The following is a 20,042-nucleotide window of genomic DNA, read 5'->3' as shown; positions in this document are numbered from 1 at the left end:
TTTGTTTCAGTTTTTGACGGTGAACGCGTCGGAAAAGCCCAGATCTTTGACATCGCGTTGGATGGCATTGCGTTCTGACCGTGTTGCGGCAGGGCCGACAAGAACGCGCCAGACAGATTTGCCGTCCGAGGTCAGTTCGCGCACTTCGGCGTTCAAACCGTTGCGGCGGATCTTGTTGGCCGCGCTGTTGGCGTTTTCTTCCACGCCAAAGGTGCCGACCTGAACGAAGGGCTTGGACAGCGATGATGCCGTTGCCGTCGTTGTTGCAGCCGCGGCTGTGGCCACGGTGGGTTCGGATGCCTCAATCGCGGCTGCTGCGCCCTCGATCGGGTCCAACGGCGTTTCGGTAATTTCGTTCTGCTTCTTCCGTTGCCACCACTTTCGCTTGGCTGGCTGCTCAGCTGGCGCCGTCACCTCAGGGTCCACAAGCGACGGCGTGGATTCAGTTGCAGCCTCGGTCACCTCGATTGTCGCTTCGGTGGCGCTGTCAACTGCCGTGTCGGTTGCGGCATCAGCGGCAACAGCTGCTGCTGTCGCAGTGCCCGCCGCAGCGGCTGCCGGTTTCTTTCGTTGCCACCATTTGCGCTTGGCGGGCTTTTCCGATTCTGCGGTCTCTGCTTCGGCAGTATCCGCAGCAGGCGCATCCGCAGCGGGCGCGTCCGTTGCGGCTGCGGTTTCCACCGCAGCTTCAGGGGCTTCTTCGACTTCGGGTTTTTCGTCGACAGGTTCTGGCTCTGGGTCAGGCTTCTTGCGGCGCAGGGCAACGACCTCGACCTCGGTCGGGGCACCGGCAAGAATGCCCAATTCTTCTGCCGCGGCCGAGGAAAGTTGCAGGGCGGGGCCTGGCAGGTCTCGTTCCCGGCGGAACAACGCGCCGGTCACTGATTTATTGTTCCGGGCATTTTTGATACGGACCCGTTCGGGTTGCGTCACGTCCGGATGTGCGACCCAAATGCCACCCAAAGAAGGGCGGCCATCCCACAGGCCAGCTTCGGCCACCTGGAATACCTCGGGCGCTTCGACAGACTCTTTCGGTCCGCCGCTTAGGTCGGGGAACAGCTCTACCGAGCCATCTGTGTCTGTCTGGGAACTTTCGGCATCCACCGTGGCACCATCCGTGGACAGCGCCTCTTCACAACCAGCCAAAACCACGGAAACCGCGGCCAGCATCGCTAACGCTTGCAGGTTTGCGCGTGTCTCAGTCGCTCGCTTCATTTTGTCATCCCTTGCCTGATTGGACCTCTCTTCTTGAGGCCCGCCGCCGTTTACTGGTTCTGTATTGCCAGCCTGCTCCGGTCTTTCCTGTGGATCATAACGCGGCCAAAGTGTCATGGAAAGAGCGCAGCCCGCGCTTCGGCAAGAATTCCCTATTTGGTCTTGCCACCGGTTCGCGATGGCCTTAGACCCAGCCCCACGCGGGGAGGTGGCAGAGTGGTCGAATGCGGCGGTCTTGAAAACCGTTGGGCGTGAGAGCGTCCCCAGGGTTCGAATCCCTGTCTCCCCGCCACTCATACTCGTCTCAATCCAGTTGTATTTTCTGACCCGGAATTGTGCCGCAATTACCGCGCGTTGGCACGTGGGCTTTCAATCAGAGACGGAGCAGATCGTACGCTCAGAGCGCAATTCCGGCCGCAGTCTCAGTGCTGCATTTTGGCGGGGTCGCTTTGGGCTGGATTTCCCTGATACCCGGCAATTTACAGGGAATTTTCGTGAAACAGGTCTGAGTTCCGTCATTTCACCTGTCGGAACTGTATGTTTTTCAGAGGTTTATGTTGCAAATTCCCTAAAAAGTGGAACAGGGAATTTTCTCGCGGGAACAGGGAATTGTTCCGCCGGATCAGGGAGGGCGAACCCTGTATCTGGGACGCCGGATCTGGAGGTGTCAGAAGTCGAACTGGCGCTCCTGTTCAATCCAATCAAGTGGATGGGTCACGCTGACCAGACGCTTGAGTGCGAGTTCAGGTGGCTGGGTGCCGTCGAGAATCGCAGCCTGAATCTTTGGTGAGAGAAAGGCGAGCTGAGCACGGGTGCGGATGAAGGCGCCGGGGACGCTTTCGCGGCGTGCAATTTCCATCAGTTGAACTCCGGATTTCAGATCACGAGCCCAGCCATGGGCGCGGATCAGCATGGACCGGAGGTGGGGATCAGGTTGGGGTGCCATATCTCCGGCGATGACCTTAGCCTCGACGCCGCGGCGGCGCAGAACGAAAGATGCGGTGACGTGGGTGAGATCCGGGTGCAGATGGTCCGCAGCAATGCCAAGTGCGCTTGCCAGGGTTTTTGGGTTTAATTCGAGTTCAATGTGTCCTCGTGCAATTTCGCCGCTGGCCAGTAGAGCAGCGCTGACCTGACCACCTTGGCGTTGAAGCCGGGTCACCAGATCCGCAACTGAAACCTGCACCGCCTCGGCTGACCCGGCCTCCGGCTGCGCCAGTACCTGATGCGCGGCGGCGGCGTCTTGCAGATGTCTGACGATGACTTCAATGACCGCGTGTTCCAGCGCCGGGCCGGGCAGTCGCCAGCCCGAGATATCCTTGCCGCCCGAGATCAGTCGATTGGAGATGTAGTAGCGCAACCGTCGGCCTGTGCGTGTGGTGTGGGTTGGCGTCAACCGATCACCTGTTTCGTCCTGCAGCAGACCCGTGAGCCAGGCGCCGGGATCTTTCGAGTGTTGGTGCGCATCGGAGGAGTCGCTGCGTGCCCGGGAGCGGTTCGAGGCCTGTCGCATTTTCTCCTGTACACAGTCCCAAATGCCCTGATCGATGATCGCCGGGTGTTGTCCGTTCCAGATCTTATCCTTGTGACGAATTTTACCTAGATAGACTGGGTTGCGCAGCAGATAGTAGATCTGGCCGCGTGACAGCGGACTATCCCCCTTCACACTGCCATCTGTCCGAATGACCCGTTTTGACCGGAGGCCTTCTGCTGTTGCCCGTTCTTCTACTTTGCGTAGACAACCCAGTTCCTCATAAAGACCAAAGAGAAGCCGGACCGTTCTGGCCTCCTCTTCAGCTACCACCAGCGTTCTTGCTTTTGGATCGGGGTGGCGGTCATAGCCCAGAGGCAGGTTGCCACCCATCCAAAGCCCTTTTTTCTTGGACGCCGCGATTTTATCGCGAATACGTTCGGCGGTGACTTCCCGTTCAAACTGAGCAAATGACAACAACACATTCAGCGTCAACCGGCCCATGGAAGATGAGGTATTAAAGGCCTGCGTGACGGACACAAAAGAACAGTTCGCCTGTTCCAACCGTTCGACGAGCTTGGAGAAATCGGCAAGCGAGCGGGTCAACCGGTCGATCTTGTAGACCACAACCATGTCGATGCGCCCGGCATCTATCTCTTCAAGAAGGCGCTGAAGGGCAGGGCGCACTAGGGTGCCGCCCGACAGCCCGCCATCATCGAAGCGCCCTGGCAAAAGGGTCCAACCTTCGTGCCGCTGGCTGGCGACATAGGCCGCGCAGGCCTCATATTGCGCGTCCAGCGAATAAAAGTCCTGATCCAGACCATCTTCGGAGGACTTGCGCGTGTAGATGGCGCATCGGGTTTTGCGGCGCGGACTCATTTGGCCCCCTTGCCAGAGAGTCCGAAGAAACGCGGCCCAGACCAATGCGCGCCGGTAATCTCTCGGGCGATGGCCGAGAGCGAGCGATGGGACCGACTGTTCCAGACAAAGCCGTCCTTTGTAACGTCCACTACACCCAGAACTTCATGTCGCTGTTCCGGGCGATGAAGCCAGTCGTGTGCAAAGTACATGGCTTCGCCGTCGCTGGCGGGTCAGATATTGCGCTCTGCGCAGATCTTACAATCATGGGAGATACCGCACAGATCGGTTACATGCCGATCCGGGTCTGGGGATGCCCGACCACAGCGATGTGGGTGCATCGGCTGGGCCCGGAGAAGGCGAAGCGGATGATGTACACCGGTGACAAAATCTCAGGCGTTGAGGCCGCACAGATGGGGCTGATACTGAAATCGGTTCCGGATGATCAATTGGACGATGCTGTCGAGGCCTTGGCCGGACGTATGGCAACTGTTCCGATCAACCAGTTGGCCATGCAGAAGATGGTGATCAATTCCTTAGTCGAAGAGAAGATCCATCAGACTCAGTGCCTTGCGACTGTATTCGACGGCATCACGCGCCATTCCCCGGTGGGTATGAACTTCAAAGCCCGCGTCGAAGAGGTGGGCTGGAAACAAGCGGTGAAGGAAAGGAATCAGGGTACGTTCGACTGGACGAGAAACCAGTCCTTTGATCCAGCCAAGTGAAGGTCGGCTAACTTTCAGGCACACAAATTGTATTCTGCAAACGGATTGGCAAGTTGCTACGCCTGCATGTCGCCCACCTAAAGACCGCGTCTGTTCGTTTCGGCTTTTTGAGGAGAGTGCAGAATTTGCAAAAACAACCTTGGTGTCCAAATTGCCGAAAAGGTGGGCGTGCGCGTTTATTGGTCCAATTTCTGTCGCGCGGGCCCGCTGAATGTTTTTCTCCGGGTTACTGATGCGTCCGCGTTTTTTGTGGGTCGTAGACCGGGCTGCCAACCACTGTTGCGGCGGTTTGAAGAGCCTCGCTTTTCAGCTGCAGAACCGTTCCAGCGGCGATCCCCGGGCGGACATGTGCCAGCGCCAGCGATTTGCCCATCCGGTGCGAATAACAGGGGCTATTGACCACGCCGACCTCTTCACCATCCAGCAGCAGGGTCTCTCCGCCCTCCACCATGTCCGAATGGTCAATGTCGAGGCTGACATTGGAAATCTTCTCGCGTCCCTTTGCCCCCATCACTGCCTCCTTGCCGCGGAAATCACCCTTCGTGGCGCTGATTGTAAAGCCCAGACCTACGTCCCATGGGCTGTGCGCCTCGGTCATGTCATAGCCGTAGAACAGCAACCCGGCCTCAATCCGCACCTTGTCGAGCGCGGTGAAGGAGCACGGCATGACACCAGCCTCTGCCAGTTTGTCCCAGATATCCGTGATCACCGCGGCATTGGCAAAGATCTCGTAACCGCGTTCGCCGGAATAGCCTGTGCGCGAGATCCGGCAGGGGTGACCAAACAAGGCGGCAGGCGCATGTTCAAAATAGCCCAGTCCCGCCAGATCAATGTCGCAATGGGCATTCAGGATCTCCAGCGCCGCCGGGCCCTGGACCGAGACGTCGTGCAGATCGTCAGTGAACTCCAGCCAGACATCGCGGCCCTTTGCCGAGGCTTGCAGCAGCGCCATGGTATCGCCGGAGCCATGCACGATCATCCATTCATCGCCGCCGTTGTTCGAGACAATGGCGTCGTCGGCAATGCCGCCCGCTTCGGTCAAAACGCAGAGGTAGGCAGCTTTGCCCGCGGCCAGTTTAGACAGGTCGCGTGTGGTCAAGTGATCCAGCGCGGCCTGCGCGTCCTTGCCGCGGACAAACACCTTCTTCAGCGGCGACATGTCAAACATGCCAGCGCGCTCACGCACCGCGTCGTGTTCGTCGTTCGGATCGGTGCTGTAGCTCCAGGCCGTGCCCATGCCGTTCCAGTCCTCCAGCCCCGACCCAAGGGCGGTATGGCGGGAAGCAAGCGCCGATGTGCGGCTCAGTTCTTCTGTCATTCTCGTTGGTCCTTTCTCAATACCATTCGTCAGGCATGGCGGCTTTGCGCTCCGCCACATAGGTGTTCAGGTCTGCGCGGGCGCTGTCGTTCATGTCCGGTGGCTGATACTCCACCAACATCTGCCGCCAACGAGCCGTGGCTCGCTGATCTGCGGTTCGGCGACCGTTCTCGTCCCAAGTTTCAAAGGGGCCGCCTTCGGGCACCTGCGGTTCAAAATTGGCGGTTGTGTAGTGGCGCAGAGTGTGGCTGGTGGACAGGAAGTTCTCGCCTGTTCCGGCCTCTGCATAGGCGTCGCGGCCAAAGTCCTCGTCGTCCGTGCTGAACCCCTGCAGCATCTTAAGCATGGCGCCGCAATGGTCGAGGTCCATCACGAACTTCTCGTAGGACATTACCAGCCCGCCTTCGAGCCAGCCTGCCGCGTGCCAGACCTGATGGCCGCCGGACAATAGCGTTGCCCACATCGCGCCGGTGCTGTCCTGCATCGCCTGGCCGTCGGCGGCATTGGAAGCCGTGACCTGGCCGCCCCCGGAGCGCACCGGCACCCCCAGCCTGTGGCCCAGCTGGCTGAGCGCCATGGTGGTCAGATTCGCCTCCGGAGAGCCAAAAGTCAGCGCACCGGTGCGTAGGTTCATCGAGGAATGGAAACTGCCGAACACAACCGGGCAGCCCGGTCGCACCAGCTGGGACAATGCAATTCCTACCATCGCCTCGGCCAGGGTCTGAGCAGCGACAGCCGCGGGCGAAAGCGGCCCCATGGCACCCGCAAAGATGGCGGGCGAGATGCAAACGCATTGGTTCGCCGCCGCGTAGATGCGCAGCGAAGTCGACATCACCTCGTCATAGATCAGCGGCGAGTTGACGTTGATATTGGCCTGCATCACTGCGTTTTGATCCAGGAATTCCGCGCCAAACGCCAGCCGCGCCATCTCTACGCTGTCTTCGGCGGCCTGCGCCGAAGTGACTCCCCCCATGAAGGGTTTGTCCGACAGGGTGAGATGGGCCAGCATCATATCCAGGTGACGCTTGTTCACCGGCACGTCCGTAGGCTCGACCACTGTACCGCCAGAGTGCTGCAGTGCGGGCGACATATGGGCAAGCTTTACGAAATTCTCAAAGTCCTCCAGCGTGGCATAGCGGCGGCCTTTCTCCAGGTCGCTGACAAAGGGCGAGCCATAGCCGGGCATCAGCACCAGATTGTCGCCGCCCAGGATCACGCTGCGGGCCGGAGCGCGACCGTGCAGCCGAAACTCCGCCGGGGCGGTTTTGCACAACTGTCGGACATGACCCGGTTCGAACCGGACCCGGACACCGTCAACTCGCGCGCCGGCTTCGGCAAAGAGCGCCAGCGCCGTTTCGTCGCCACGGAATTCGACCCCGACGTGTTCCAGGATCCATTCCCCCTGGGCTTCGATGCGGACAAGAGCAGCCTCGTCCAGCAGATTGTAGGCCGGGATCTTGCGGCATTGGTATACCGGTGTGACCTGCGGCGCATTGTGCCGGGTCAACCTGTCCCGGCGCGATCTGCCGCGCTGGGTGATATGGGTTTGAGCGTTCATATTTCCCAACGTTGCGGCTCCTGAAGTGTTTCTTGAACTCCATATTTTGTGAAACCAGTCCGCAAGCAATCGATTTTATTTGCTCACGGTGTTTAGAAATTTTATACGCTTGACCTCATGCCAGTAGAATTTCGCCACCACGACAGCTTGCGCCTGTTTGCCGAGATCGCCCACTACCGGAGTTTCTCTGATGCGGCGGAAGCTCTGAACATGACCAAGGGCGCGGTCAGCTATCAGGTCAAAACGCTGGAAATGGATCTTGGATTTGCTCTGTTTCAACGCAGCGCCCGCGGCGTGGAGCTGACGCCCGGCGGGCTCAAGCTGCTGGCTGCCTGCCAAGACCACTATGAAGAAATTGAGGTCGGGGTCCTGGCCCTCAAGGGACTCTCCACCAGAACCTTGACAGTAGGTGTCTCCACCTATTTCGCCGCCCGTTGGCTGTCGCCGCGACTGATGTCCTTCATGCAGGAGCATCCGGATATCCAGCTGAGGCTGCAACCGATGATCCGGCTGTTCGACCTTGAAGCGCAAGGTGTTGATATCGCAATCCGTTGGGGAAGCGGGCAATGGGGGGATGGCGACGTTACGCCGTTCCTGCCGTGCCCGGCATTTCCCGCAGGCAATGCTGCAGCACTGGAAACGGTAGAGCGGCTCGGCTGGGAGCAGGCGGTTTCAACCTTTACCTTGTTGCGGGATCACGATGACAGCGACGCCTGGACGGACTGGCTGAATGTCGCGGGGTTGCCGCATCAGACCCGACGGGACACGCTGATCATCCCTGACCCCAACGTGCGGGTTCAAGCGGTCACAGACGGTCAGGGGATCGCTCTGATGGACACGCTGATCGAAAGGGAGCTGACAGAGAAGAAGCTGTTCCGATTGTCTCCGCATGCGCTGCAGGACTACGGCTATTTTCTGGTCCGCCCGCGGAAAGCTGCCTACAACGGCAGCGTCGCTGCGTTTTCACGATGGTTGCAAACCCAATAGACTGACAAGTCTTTCTGAATTGCTTCTTTGAGTTTCTGCGCGAACAGGCTTTTCTCCAATCTTGCGAGTGTTTCAAGAATAGTTTTGCGGTTGCCGCGAATAACCGCAAATGCAGGCCGCGCTGCAGCAATTTGAATGCCGCAAATCCGCCGCATAATCAATCCAATCAGATGAGCCACACTCCCTCTGGTCCTGTCAGAAGAACTTGGCTTGAGGCGTGCAGGGCGGTTGCGTGGCTTTTTCCCATGACCAGACCTGCCTCTTTCAAGTACTTCAAAACCAGTCCTGAGATCATCCGCCTGGCGGTGATGCTGTATATTCGTTTTCCGCTCTCGCTTCGGAATGTCGAAGATCTGCTGCACGAACGCGGGATCGACGAGAGCCACGAAACGGTCCGCTACTGGTGGAACAGGTTCGGTCCGGTTTTTGCTACGGAGATCCCAAGAAAGCGGGTTCAGCAACTCCGAGCCTTTTCAAAATGGAAGTGGCACGTGGACGAAGTATTCGTGAAAGTGAACGGCAAACGCCACTACCTCTGGCGTGCCGTTGATCACGAAGGTGAAGTGCTTGAGGCCGTCGTCACGAAGCGTCGAAACAAGGCTGCAGCACTGAAATTCCTGAAGAAATTGATGAAGCGGCACGGCAAAGCTGAAGAAGTTGTCACAGATCGCTTTGCATCCTACAAGGCGGCGCTCAGAGATTTGGGTGCGTTGGAAAAGCAAATGACGGGCAGGTTGCTCAATAACCGCGTCGAGAACTCGCACCTACCGTTTCGACGACGCGAACGCGCCATGCAACGTTTCAGGCGTAAGCGAAGTCTACAGAAATTCGCCTCCGTCCATTCCTCTCTCTACAACCACTTCAACCAGGAAAGATCGCTAGCCAGTCGAGACACCTTCAAACTGACCCGCGCCGCCGCTCTTAGCGAGTGGCGTCAGCTTTGTTCGGGATAGGTTCGCGGTTTCCGCAGCAAACTTAGACCGGTTCGAATTAGTCTGACAGCACCCCGCGCAGCCGAGAGGCCGCCTGTGGCAGTGATTTCCAGCGAGCCGAACATTTCGCGAAACGCCCGCCTGCCTGTTCTAAGATGAAACTGTTCCGCTTTGAACCCAGGCATCGAACTGTGCCAATACAGCAGCACTAAAGGCCTGATCGTTGATATGGGCGTCCAGTTCGGTTGTCGGCACCCGGTCCGGCATCACTTTTCGAATCTCGTCCACCATATCGGCCAATGCGTCCGGGTCATGGGCCTCTTCCCCTTCCTTGTCCCAGGCTTCGACACCCTGCGCGGGCAGGAAAAAGTGAACGGGTCCTGTCGCAGCCTCCAGGCGATTGGCGAGTTCCCGGACCCAGGCACGGCGTTCTTCGCCGGTAAAGACCGAGCTTTTTATCAGGCGGTTGTGCTCGTGAAAGGGGCGATCAGCGTATTGATCCGGGATGTCCTGCCAACCGGCAAAATCCAACAGATCCAGCGCTCCCGGTGCCACCATTTGCGGGGTTCCGGCCCGCCCGGCGTTTGTCACGCGGTCTTTACCGCTGGACACCACCGATCCAGCCATCAGGTTCCCAAATTCCTGCATGCAGAAATCCATGACGCAGACAAAAGCACCTTCACCGGCGAGTTTTTCAAACGCCATGCCGCCCATGCCTGTTGAATGAAATACAGCGACCTCAAAACCACGTTCCTCCAAGGCGGGCTTCAGGGTTTTCATATAGCGCAGACAGGAAGAACCAAGACTGGTCATCCCGATCAGCGGTTTGCTGCGATCCAGCTCAATCGCTGCATTGGTCGCTCCGACGACCGCGCCTGCCGCCTGGCTTAAAGACGATCGGCAGATCGAGTTCATTCCATATAGCCCACCGGCCCAGAGGATCATTTGAATGTCAGGGGCCAGGCGATGCGGCGGGATTAGGGGCGAGAAGCTCACGGTCGAAACGATGTATTTCGGAACGCCCATTGGCAGCGCCTGAGCGCAATCCAGCGCCAGATCAGTGCCCATCGTCCCGCCGATTGCCAGCATGCCTTGAAAGCGCCCCTCGGCATAAGCGCGTGCCACGACGTTGGCTGCGCCTGCAGACATCACGCGGAAGGCCTTGTTTTCGTCCCCCTGCGCGATGACCTCTTCAATTGTCATTCCGCCCGCAGCAGCCACGTCGTGTTTGCTGATGTCTGTCGCACGTTCCGGATCTCCAAGAACCGAGACATCCATCGTCAGAACGTTGGCACCTTGCGCTTTGACCACGTCCTCGATGAAACGCATCTCAGGTTCTTTTGTGTCGTAGGTGCCAATCAGCAGAACTGTGTTTTGGGTCATGTGTTCCTCTCCTGCGTGCGCATTAATCAAGATATTCAGTCAGCAACTCTCGGGCGGTTTCAATAAATCGGATGTTGCGATCTGAAGAACCTTCTTCTTCCAATCGGGACGAGATCCATCCAACGTAAGATGTGGCGCGTAAGGCCAGGAATAAATCCAGCTGATCGGTATTGATGGGACGTTCGGACCGATATCCATCGAGCAGGGCCCTGCGCAGCTGTTCGAAATCCGGCTCCTCCCGGTTCTTGATCAACGTTGTGGCCAGATCAAACAGTCGGAAACCATAGCCAGAGTCATCGAAATCGATCAGCCTTATTTTGTCGCCGTCTACCATCACGTTTTCACGCACAAGATCCGCGTGTATCAGGCCATAGTCCAGGCTGTGCTCAAGCTGACGCAGTTCGTGATCTGCCTTTTCACGAAAGTGTGTAAGAAGCGCCTGATCTTCTTTGTTTAGGGTGGGGTTTTCCCAAAATCGGCCCCAAAGCGGAGTATCACCCAGAAGTCCGGCACGGTCCCAAGACCAGCGCGTGAAGCTATCGGGCGGTGACCAGTCATCGCTGATTTTGTGCAGCCTGGCCATTTCGCGACCAATTGCCCTGAATGTTGCCGCTCGGTTATCAGTCTCAAGCCTCGCCTCGGTCGCGCCTAGCGGGCGGCCTGGCAACCAATCCAACAGATCGACATTTATTCCTTCGACCTCAATCAGAAACGCCCCATTCTTAGTCGCGATAGGGGAAGGCACACTTACGCCGTTCGTCGCAACCGCAGACATCCATTGGAGTTCCGATCGAAGCTCGGCAGCTGTGTGCAGGCCCTCGCGATGCAGACGCAATGCGTAGGAGGTTGTTCCGTCACGCACGCGGTAGACGTGGTTTTCGCGCGCAGCCACCAACGACCATTCGGCATCTTCCATGCCCCATTGGAGGAGGGCCTTCTCTACGATCTTTTTCATCGCGTCAGGGGCGTTTCAGCTAGAACTTCGTCCAGCGTATCGAAAAGAAGGTCCGCATTTTCGATTGAAAATGGCATCGGGGGGCGAATTTTCAGGGTGTTCTTATGCCTGCCCAATTTGGAATGGATAATGCCGCGATGGCGCATGGCATTGATAACGCGATCGGTGAACGCACTGGCGGGTTCCTTGCTTTCACGGTCCAGAACCATTTCGGCGCCGAATATCAGGCCTGATCCTCTGACATCGCCAATAAACTCGTACCTCTGCTTCAAGAGGGTCAGCCGCGAACGCGCATGTTCTCCGACGGTTTTCGCATTTTCGATCAGGTCATGATCGTCCATTTCCTGCAAGACGGCCATCGCCGCGGCACAGGAGACCGGGTTCCCGCCGAACGTATTGAAGTAGCGGTACCCCTTGCGGAAGGTCGAGAGGATTTCGCCGCGTGTAACCACGCCACCCACCGGATGCCCATTGGCCATCGGTTTGCCCATCGTGACGACATCCGGCACCACGCCCATTTTTTGATGCGCCCACATATGCGTGCCTGTGCGTCCAAAGCCCGATTGAACCTCGTCACAGATCAAAAGACCACCAGCCTTTCGAACAACTTCGGCCACGGGCTTCAACCATCCCTCGGGGTGATCTGGAAACCCTTCGTTCAGAAAATAGGGGCAAACGACCAAGGCCGCAAAACCAACGCCGGACTTTTCGTGTTCGGCGATCTGTTCGGCCACCGCGTCGGCAAAAACCGCACCATCCGGGTCCGGGTTGCGATAGCTGTCCGGGGCGTCGACGAACCTGAAGTATTGATCCAGCCCGAACCCGACTGTGGGCACATTAGACTTGCCCAGTTGGCTGACCAGCGCGGTATTGCCATGATATGTTGCGTCGGTTGCAATGATGCCTCGTTTGCCCGTCATTCCTTCGGCCATACGCAGCGCGATGTCATTGGCCTCGGACCCGGTGCAGGTCAGGATGGCGGTGTCGAGTGAGGCATCCATGGTTCCCGTCAGCTTTTCGACGTAATCAAGAATACCGTCGTGCAGGTATCTCGTGTGAGTGTTCAGGGTCGACGCCTGACGACAGATCGCCTCGACCACGCGCGGATTGCAGTGCCCGACATGGGGGACGTTGTTGTAGCAATCCAGATATTTGCGGCCATCGGCGTCCCACAGCCAAACGCCTTCGCCTTTCACAAAATGCACGGGCTCGTCATAAAACGTCGAAACGTTAGGGCCCAACAATTTGGCCCTGCGTTCCATAAGTTCGACTGACTTAGAAGGAAGGGTCACGCAAAATCCTCGTCTCAGAGTTTTATCCACGCAGTCTTTAAGTCCAGGTATTTATCGAAGGCGTGCAAGGACTTGTCATGCCCGTTTCCGGATTGCTTTACCCCGCCCAGCGGTACGGTGATGTCCGCGCCGCCATAGGTGTTGACGTGCACCACACCGGCCTGAATTTTGGCGATCATACGATGAGCGCGCGATAGGTCGGCCGTCCACAGGCCCGCAGCCAGACCGAACTTTGATGCGTTGGCCAGTGCGATTGCTTCTTCTTCGGTGTCGAACGGTTGCACCGTCAGAACCGGGCCAAAAACCTCTTCGCAGACGACGCGGTCATCGGGCTGCACGTCCGTGATGATCGTGGGCGCCATATAGGTCCCGCCTGTGTCTTGCAGGATACGCGTGCCGCCCGTGGCAATGGTGCGACCGGCGGCGCGGGCTTCGTCAACGAACGCAAGGTTCTGCGCCAGTTGGTTTTCCGAGTTCACAGCGCCCGCTTGGGTGTTTGGATCCAGCGGGTCGCCAACCCGCATGGCTTCGGCATTCTGGACCAACATCTCGACGAGTTTGTCGTGAACATCGCGCTGCACCAGCAGTCGCGACCCGGCAACGCAGACCTGACCGGAGTTGCGAAAAATACCAGCGGCTGACACTTTCGCGGCCTCGGTCAAATCAGGTGCATCGGCGAAGACGATGTTTGGGGATTTCCCGCCAAGCTCCAGATAAACGCGTTTGAGGTTGGACTTCGCCGAGGCCTCCATCAACCGCCGCCCCGTCGCGCCAGATCCGGTGAAAACCAGAACATCGACATCATGAGATTCCGCGATTTCGGCCCCAACGACAGCGCCTTCTCCGGTCACGACATTGAAAACGCCGGGTGGCAGTCCGGCGTCGATAGCAAGCTCGGCCAGACGGATCAGGGTCATCGAGGCTGTTTCTGCGGGTTTCAAAACCACTGTGCAGCCCGCAGCAAGCGCTGGGCCCAGCTTCCAGCTGCCGATCATTAAAGGAAAGTTCCACGGCACGATCGCACCAACAACTCCGACCGGGTGTTTATGCACAAGTCCAAGTGCGTCCGGAGCTGTAGGGGCAATCTCTCCGTAAATTTTGTCGACCGCTTCGGCAAAATAGCGGATCGTTCCAGCGGCGCTGAGGGGCTCGGCCTTGTAGGCCATTCCGATTTCCGTGCCGTTATCGCGCACACCCAAAACGGCCAGCTCTTCCGCGTTTTCTTCAATCAGATCAGCCCACTTAAGCAGTGTTTTCTTGCGAGAAGAGGGGGGCAACCCGGACCACCTTCCGTCGTCAAAAGCACATCGCGCGGAACGGATTGCCAGCCGCGCATCGTCTCGCGTGCCCTTGGGCATGGTCGTCAGGATCGAACCGTCGATGGGCGAAACAACGTCCAATGTGCCGCCGTCTGATGCCTGGTGAGGGGTGCCTTCAATCAGGTGGCGCGCCGGTGGAATGGCGCGGGACCGAAGTTCCTCAATTCTTGCAGTGTCCAAGTTGGGCCTCATGGTTTGAATAATGAACCTCAGGTGTCAAAAAAAGTGTCGAACTTTAAACCTGCATTTGTCAATGATGATTTTTTTGTTGACAGGTGAAGAATCCAATTCAAAATAAATGATACTAAAGGTTCAAATAATAAACCAACGTAGCGACGCGTCGCAGGGAGATGATATGTCCAACAAAGCCAAGGCCGCACTGGCCGCACTTGCTATTGGTCTGGCCGGTTCGGCCCTGGCCGAATACCCCGAAAAACCCGTGAGCTTTATTGTTCCGTGGCCTCCGGGCGATTTGGAAGACGTGCTGACGCGGATGATCGCCGAAGACTTTCAGGCGGAATACGGCGTGCCAGCGGCGGTGGTGAACAAGCCCGGCGGTGGTGGTGGTCCGTTCCCCGGCGCGGTCGAGGTGGCAACGGCCCCAGCGGATGGCTACACCATCGGCTCTTTCGTTCCGGCGGTTTCCTTGATCGGTCATGAGATCGATATTCCCGAACTGACGCCCGAGAAGTTCGATCCGATTGGTATCTTTCTGACTTATCCGTTTGTCATCGCCACCTCTGGCAATGCTCCATACTCGTCGATGCAGGAGCTGGCTGACTATGCCAAGGAAAACGAAGTCTTCTTGGGGCATTTTGGCGATGTTCTGACGCCGACCCAAGTCACCAAAGCCCTGTCTTCGACCATGGGGTTTGAATGGGGCGGGGACGCTGCATTTGACGCGTTGGATTGCAACACGCTGGCCTCTGGCGATGCGGATGTGATCAACACCACGCTGCAACTCATCCTGCCATGCATTGACGACGTGAATGTGCTGGTCTCGATCACGGGTGAGCGGATCAGCAAGGTGCCTGACACGCCAGCGATTGGCGAAGTTGAACCGACCCTGGACATTTCCCTGTGGAACGGCCTGTTCGTGACCAAGGACACCCCGGCGGATGTGCGCGACAAGATTGCTGCCGTTGCCGAGAAAACGGTCAAAAGCGAGCGGGCACAACAATTGGCCGCAGAAACTGGTGCGCTGGTCTACTGGCTGAATGCTGACGAAAGCGCTGCTGTTATCGCAGAAGACAAAGCAACACTGGGTACCATCTCAGAAGCTTTGGGCCAGTAATTGCGATCTTGCGAGAGGGCGCGAGCGCGCCCTCTCAACTCTGCTAGGGTCAACTTCGAATGGACAATTCCGAGCTTTTACAGGTCAAGACGAAGACATCCGGTCAGGTTGTGTTTGTTGTTGCAGGTCTGATCGTAACTTTGGTCTTGCTGTCGCAGATCGGCAATCAGACTGAATGGACCGAAAAGGCGCGCAATATCGGCAGCCAGCCTCGTTTGTGGCCGGCAATCGCGCTGATCACGATGCTTGCGGGCTTTGCGGTCCATTACCGCTTGATGCGACGCAGAAAACCCAATGCACTGGATTGGGTCGAAGCGCGTCGTTGGGCAGAGCCTTTGGAATTTCTCGTTTGGTTCCTGGTCTACGTTGCGGCCGTTCCGCGCCTAGGCTTCATGCCCATGAGCATCGTCTTCGCCTGCGCGCTTACGTACCGCTTGGGTTATCGGACGCGACTTGCAGTGGGAATTGCAGCCGCTTTCGCGATTGCGATGGTTGTGCTGTTCAAGGGGTTTCTGGGCGTCAGTATTCCGGGCGCGCAAATCTACGAGTTCCTGCCGGACTCGGTCCGGACCTTCTTTTTGGTGTATCTCTGATGGATCTGATCTTTTCAGCCGTTGACGTTCTGGCGCGCTGGGACGTGATGCTTGCCCTGCTGGTGGGCGCCGTCGGTGGCGTGGCCATCGGTGCCATTCCCGGTGTCGGGCCAGCTGTTGCCATTGCTATCTTGTTGCCCGCGACATTCTCGATGGATCCGATTGTAGGGCTGACGCTGCTGTTGGGTATTTACGGTTCGTCAATGTATGGCGGGTCCATTCCCGCAATCCTGATCAACACGCCCGGCACGGCCGTGAATGCGTTGACCACATATGACGGGTTCCCGATGACATTGCGGGGCGAGGGTCGGCGAGCGCTGTCTCTGGCCTATTCAGCCAGCTTTCTGGGCGGCTTGTTCTCGGTCATCTGCCTGATCTTTCTGTCGCCTGTGCTTGCGAAAATCGCGCCAATGTTCGGCTCTCGTGAGATCTTCCTTGCAGCCTTGCTTGGCCTTGTGCTGGTGGTCGTCGCCCACAAAGGCCAGATGGCGATTGCGGCCGCGCTTGCGGGGTTTGGCATCCTGATCGGAACAGTTGGTCTGGAGCCGGCTGCCTATACGCGCCGCTTCACCTTCGGGCAGAGCTGGTTGGCGGGTGGTCTTGACCTGATCGTGGTCGTTCTGGGCCTGTTCGCGCTGTCGCAGGCCTTTTTGTTGCTGACGATGGATGATGAGAAGATCCGGCTGCCCCGGTCGCGCGGCTCGTTGTTCCAGGGTTTTCGGGAACTGGCCCGTCATCCGCGCGTTGCGGCTATCTCGGCCAGTTTTGGTGTGGTCATGGGCATGATCCCGGGGGTCGGGGAGTTCACGGCTCAGTTCATGTCCTACACGTCGGCGCGCAAGCTGTCGAAGAACCCCAAAGCGTTCGGCCATGGCTCGTCCGAAGGGCTGATCGCGTCGGAAACGGCCAACAACGCTGTCCCTGCGGCGGCCATGATCCCGCTGTTGGCGCTGGGCATTCCGGGTGAAGCCCTGACGGCGATGATGCTGTCGGTTTTCTATGTGCACAACGTCGTGCCGGGGCCGGGGCTGTTCCAGAATGACATGGACTTTGTCGTCGCGCTGTACATCGCGCTATTGGTCCTGAACGTCATAGTGGTTGGCTTCCTTTTGGTCTCGACGGGTTGGCTTGTCCACCTGACGCGTATTCCAAACCGCTTTCTGGGGATGTGCATCCTGTTGCTCAGCTTTGTGGGCGTTTACTCGATCCGTAACTCTGCGATGGACTGCATCATCGCGGCTGTGTTCGGTTTGCTTGGGTTTGTCCTTAAGCGCCTGAATATGCCAATCGTTCCGATCATCCTGGGAATGGTCTTGGGAGGGATCATGGAGGTCAAGCTGCGGGCGTCCCTGGCGCGGGTCAAAACCCCGTTGGACTTCATTGATCGCCCAATCGCGTTCCTGCTGTTCTGCATCATCGTGATCATCCTCGTTTCGACTATCTGGCGGGTTTGGCGGGAATGGCGGCCTGTTGATCGCCGTTCGATGCAGAAAAAGGCATCCAACACTTTTGCCAAGCGGATTTCGGGCCGTTCGCATCGACACTTTGAAAATCGCAAGAAACAACAAAGACGGAGGCGTTTCTATGACCATGTGGGTTCCTGAAGACGACGGGTTCGCGGACCTCGGCTCGCATGACAGTTTCGCCGACGGCGCGCCTTACAACACATTCGCCCGGTTACGGCGCGAAGCACCCTGCCACTGGTCCGAATTCGAGGGCGGCAAGGGGTATTGGTCCATCACCCGCCACGCGGATATCGACAAAATGGTGCGGGACGTCGAAACATTCTCATCTGCGCGTGGCATTCGTATGGAGGATCAGACATACGAGGAATACATGGCCCGTCGCACCTTTCAGGAAACCGATGGGACAGAGCACCGCAAAGTGCGCATGAAAGTGGCCAAGGCGTTCTCGCCCAAAGTTGTGGCCGGTTTCGAGGATCAGATTCGCGATCTCTGCGGCCCGATTTTGGATAAGGCGTTGGAAAAGGGAAGTTTCGACGCGACGCGCGACATCGCGCGGGAACTACCGATGCGGATGCTGGGCCAAATTCTGGGGGTTCCGGACGAAGACCTGCCATGGCTGGTGGACAAAGGTGATGCCTTGATGGCCAACTCCGATCCGGATTTCACCGAACACGTGGTCGACAAGATGGAGACGGACGCCTATCGCCTGATGCCGTTCAACTCGCCCGCAGGTGCCGAGCTGTACGAGTATTCTCGCACGCTTATGGACAAGAAAAATGCGACCGGTGACACCAGTGGTATTCTTCACCTCATTCTGCAGCCCGATGAAAATGGTGAAACGATCTCGGAAACCGAGTTCCGAAACTTCTTCTGCCTGTTGGTTGCTGCGGGCAATGACACAACCCGATACTCCATCGCGGCAGGGATTCAGGCGATCGCGCGGCAGGATGGTCTACTGGAAGAGATGCGATCGGGTGAGGTTTGGGGCACAGCCGCAGATGAGATTGTGCGCTGGGCTTCACCCGCGACCTATTTCCGCCGGACGGCGATGAAGGATGTCGAAGTCCATGGTCAGCAGATCAAGGAAGGCGACAAGGTTCTTTACTGGTTCATTTCCGCCAACCGGGACGAGACCATGTTCGAAGACCCGTATCGCCTGAACCTGTCACGCAAGCCCAATCGCCAGCTGGGATGGGGGCAGGGCGGGCCGCATGTTTGTCTGGGAATGCATCTGGCTCGGCTTGAGGTGCGGGTGCTGTTCGAGGAATTGGTAAAACGCATCAAAACCATCGAACCTGAAGGGCCCGAGGCCTTTGTCCGATCCAATTTTGTAAACGGCATCAAACGGATGCCTGTTCGCGTCACTTTGCAATAGGTTTCAAATGTCCAACCGTTTACGAGCTTTATTCATCGATCACTTGTCGATCCCACGCGGCAAGTACACGCCCGCCAGCAAGATCGGTGATGCCTCGACCCGTTTTGCACGTGCAACCTTCGGCGTGCACTACGACCGTGATCTTCTGCTGGATGCGCCGCATGCGAAGGTGCGCGAAGGCGCGCCGGATATGGAATTGCGCTGGCGCGGCGACGACGTTCGCAAGGGTTGGGAGCCCAATACGTCGATTGTCTTGGGTGATCTGTATGACGCCGATGGCTCTCCGTTGTCTTTATGTCCGCGCGGTGCCTTGAAGCGCGCGGTGGCCGATTGGGAAAAGCACGGTTTGAAACCGATGCTTGGGATCGAGCTGGAGGCTTACGCTTTGCAAGGCGGTGAAGATGGCCGGTTGCGCCCCTACGATGCACCCGGTGGCGGTGTGTACGGTACGGGGCCTTTTGCGGACCCTATGCGGATCAACGACGTGATCTGGAACAAGGCGCTGGAAATGGGGTTCAGGCTGGATCTGATCACGGCCGAGTATGACAGCCCTCAGTTCGAGTACACTCTGACTTTCGATGACGCGCTGACCGCCGTGGATGACATCGTCCTTTTCCGCCAGATGGCGCGCGAGATTGCTCTGGACCACGGCATTGTCCTGACATTCCTGCCCAAGCCGCTGTCAGAGCTTGGTGGGTCCGGCATGCACATCAATTTCTCGTTTCAGGACGCCGAGGGCAAGAATGCGCTGGCGACCGGTGAGGTCGGTGGCCCGGACCATCTGAACGACCTGTCGCGCGGTTGCCTTGCGGGCCTTGTTCACCATCACGAGGGGTTGGCCGGTCTGATCGCGCCTACCGCGGGATCGTATCGCCGCCTGCAGCCCTCATCCCTTTCCGGATACTGGAAAAACTGGGGCGGCGATCACCGCGGTGTCACGACGCGCGTGTCTGGGGAGGGTGGCGCAAAAGCCCGTCTGGAGCATCGTATGGCTGACGCCAGCGCCAACCCTTACACCGCAGCCGCAGCTGTCCTGCAAGCAGCCCGGCTTGGGTATGAGGGCAAGATGAACTTACCACCCATCGAGACCGGAGACGGCTTTGACACGGTGGACGCCCGTACCGGTACGGCCCCCAACTTGCGCAAGGCGATTCAAGACCTGCAGGCCGACACGGCGTTGGTCGATGCGGTCGGGCGCGAGTTGGTTGAAAATCATGCCTTCATGAAGGAGCGGGAATTCCGTAAGACGCGCGAACTGGAGCCTGACGCTCTGCTCGACTTTTACGTGTGGTTTATCTGAT

Annotated in this window: 16 protein-coding genes, 1 tRNA gene and 1 pseudogene; 9 read left to right on the top strand and 9 right to left on the bottom strand. The window is 58.0% G+C overall.

What is annotated here, in order from left to right:
• Positions 1-6: 6 nt before the first annotated feature.
• Positions 7-1,215, bottom strand: a complete 1,209-nt coding sequence (locus J7416_RS22840; protein ID WP_209224869.1) for an SPOR domain-containing protein — start codon at positions 1,213-1,215, stop codon at positions 7-9.
• Between the two features lie 202 nt (positions 1,216-1,417).
• Between J7416_RS22840 and J7416_RS11330 the strand changes: the two genes are divergently transcribed.
• Positions 1,418-1,507, top strand: a tRNA-Ser gene (locus tag J7416_RS11330).
• A gap of 375 nt (positions 1,508-1,882) precedes the next feature.
• On the opposite strand, the gene J7416_RS11325 is transcribed toward J7416_RS11330, so the two are convergent.
• A complete protein-coding gene (locus tag J7416_RS11325; protein WP_209224868.1) occupies positions 1,883-3,565 on the bottom strand; it encodes a recombinase family protein in 1,683 nt (560 codons plus the stop codon).
• Positions 3,562-3,699: pseudogene (locus J7416_RS11320) on the bottom strand (DUF2924 domain-containing protein); the annotation flags it as partial. The pseudogene J7416_RS11320 and the gene J7416_RS11325, both read right to left, overlap by 4 nt.
• Between J7416_RS11320 and J7416_RS11315 the strand changes: the two are divergent.
• Positions 3,652-4,269 (top strand): crotonase/enoyl-CoA hydratase family protein, encoded by a 618-nt coding sequence (locus J7416_RS11315; RefSeq protein ID WP_348540262.1) that lies wholly within the window; start codon positions 3,652-3,654, stop codon positions 4,267-4,269. The pseudogene J7416_RS11320 and the gene J7416_RS11315 sit on opposite strands and share 48 nt — an antisense overlap.
• Positions 4,270-4,495: 226 nt before the next feature.
• On the opposite strand, the gene J7416_RS11310 is transcribed toward J7416_RS11315, so the two are convergent.
• Both J7416_RS11310 and J7416_RS11305 read right to left on the bottom strand, forming a co-directional pair.
• Positions 4,496-5,587 carry an aminomethyltransferase family protein gene (locus tag J7416_RS11310; protein WP_209224867.1) on the bottom strand — a complete coding sequence of 364 codons (1,092 nt, stop codon included), beginning with the start codon at positions 5,585-5,587 and terminating at the stop codon, positions 4,496-4,498.
• 16 nt (positions 5,588-5,603) lie between these two features.
• A complete protein-coding gene (locus J7416_RS11305) occupies positions 5,604-7,145 on the bottom strand; it encodes a trimethylamine methyltransferase family protein (RefSeq protein WP_209224866.1) in 1,542 nt (513 codons plus the stop codon).
• Positions 7,146-7,262: 117 nt separating this feature from the next.
• Here J7416_RS11305 and J7416_RS11300 point away from each other — a divergent pair, with 117 nt between their 5' ends.
• The gene (locus J7416_RS11300) at positions 7,263-8,132 is read left to right on the top strand and encodes a LysR substrate-binding domain-containing protein (protein WP_209224865.1); all 870 of its coding nucleotides are present in this window, start codon (positions 7,263-7,265) and stop codon (positions 8,130-8,132) included.
• Positions 8,133-8,377: 245 nt separating this feature from the next.
• Positions 8,378-9,085, top strand: a complete 708-nt coding sequence (locus J7416_RS11295) for an IS6 family transposase (protein WP_209224864.1) — start codon at positions 8,378-8,380, stop codon at positions 9,083-9,085.
• A 129-nt stretch (positions 9,086-9,214) separates the two neighbouring features.
• Here the strand turns inward: J7416_RS11295 and J7416_RS11290 are convergent, their stop codons facing one another.
• From J7416_RS11290 to J7416_RS11275, 4 genes are read right to left on the bottom strand one after another with little or no spacing between them, the layout of a single operon-like run.
• On the bottom strand, positions 9,215-10,447 hold the full coding sequence (locus J7416_RS11290; RefSeq protein ID WP_209224863.1) for a Tm-1-like ATP-binding domain-containing protein: 1,233 nt from the start codon (positions 10,445-10,447) through the stop codon (positions 9,215-9,217).
• 22 nt (positions 10,448-10,469) lie between these two features.
• Positions 10,470-11,402, bottom strand: coding sequence for a homoserine kinase (locus J7416_RS11285; RefSeq protein ID WP_247744243.1), 933 nt, complete (start codon positions 11,400-11,402; stop codon positions 10,470-10,472).
• Positions 11,399-12,664 carry an aminotransferase class III-fold pyridoxal phosphate-dependent enzyme gene (locus J7416_RS11280; RefSeq protein WP_209225081.1) on the bottom strand — a complete coding sequence of 422 codons (1,266 nt, stop codon included), beginning with the start codon at positions 12,662-12,664 and terminating at the stop codon, positions 11,399-11,401. Before J7416_RS11280 ends, J7416_RS11285 begins: the two co-directional genes overlap by 4 nt.
• 44 nt (positions 12,665-12,708) lie before the next feature.
• Positions 12,709-14,193 carry an aldehyde dehydrogenase gene (locus tag J7416_RS11275; RefSeq protein WP_209224862.1) on the bottom strand — a complete coding sequence of 495 codons (1,485 nt, stop codon included), beginning with the start codon at positions 14,191-14,193 and terminating at the stop codon, positions 12,709-12,711.
• 175 nt (positions 14,194-14,368) lie between these two features.
• Between J7416_RS11275 and J7416_RS11270 the strand changes: the two genes are divergently transcribed.
• Genes J7416_RS11270 through J7416_RS11250 form a run of 5 tightly spaced genes read left to right on the top strand, consistent with a single transcriptional unit; the run spans position 14,369 to position 20,041 of the window.
• On the top strand, positions 14,369-15,307 hold the full coding sequence (locus J7416_RS11270) for a tripartite tricarboxylate transporter substrate-binding protein (RefSeq protein ID WP_209224861.1): 939 nt from the start codon (positions 14,369-14,371) through the stop codon (positions 15,305-15,307).
• 59 nt (positions 15,308-15,366) lie between these two features.
• Positions 15,367-15,900 carry a tripartite tricarboxylate transporter TctB family protein gene (locus J7416_RS11265; RefSeq protein ID WP_209224860.1) on the top strand — a complete coding sequence of 178 codons (534 nt, stop codon included), beginning with the start codon at positions 15,367-15,369 and terminating at the stop codon, positions 15,898-15,900.
• A complete protein-coding gene (locus J7416_RS11260) occupies positions 15,900-17,504 on the top strand; it encodes a tripartite tricarboxylate transporter permease (RefSeq protein WP_209224859.1) in 1,605 nt (534 codons plus the stop codon). The genes J7416_RS11265 and J7416_RS11260 overlap by 1 nt, the downstream gene beginning before the upstream one ends.
• Entirely contained in the window at positions 17,485-18,741 is a 1,257-nt protein-coding gene (locus tag J7416_RS11255) for a cytochrome P450 (protein WP_209224858.1), read from the top strand. Before J7416_RS11260 ends, J7416_RS11255 begins: the two co-directional genes overlap by 20 nt.
• A 7-nt stretch (positions 18,742-18,748) precedes the next feature.
• Positions 18,749-20,041: a glutamine synthetase family protein gene (locus tag J7416_RS11250; protein ID WP_209224857.1), complete on the top strand. Its 1,293-nt coding sequence runs from the start codon at positions 18,749-18,751 to the stop codon at positions 20,039-20,041.
• The last annotated feature ends 1 nt before the right edge of the window (position 20,042 follow it).

Source organism: Ruegeria sp. R14_0, assembly GCF_017743975.1.
Taxonomy (GTDB): domain Bacteria; phylum Pseudomonadota; class Alphaproteobacteria; order Rhodobacterales; family Rhodobacteraceae; genus Ruegeria.
The sequence above is the reverse complement of the archived record's forward strand: the minus strand, read 5'-3'. Positions and strand labels throughout refer to the sequence as shown.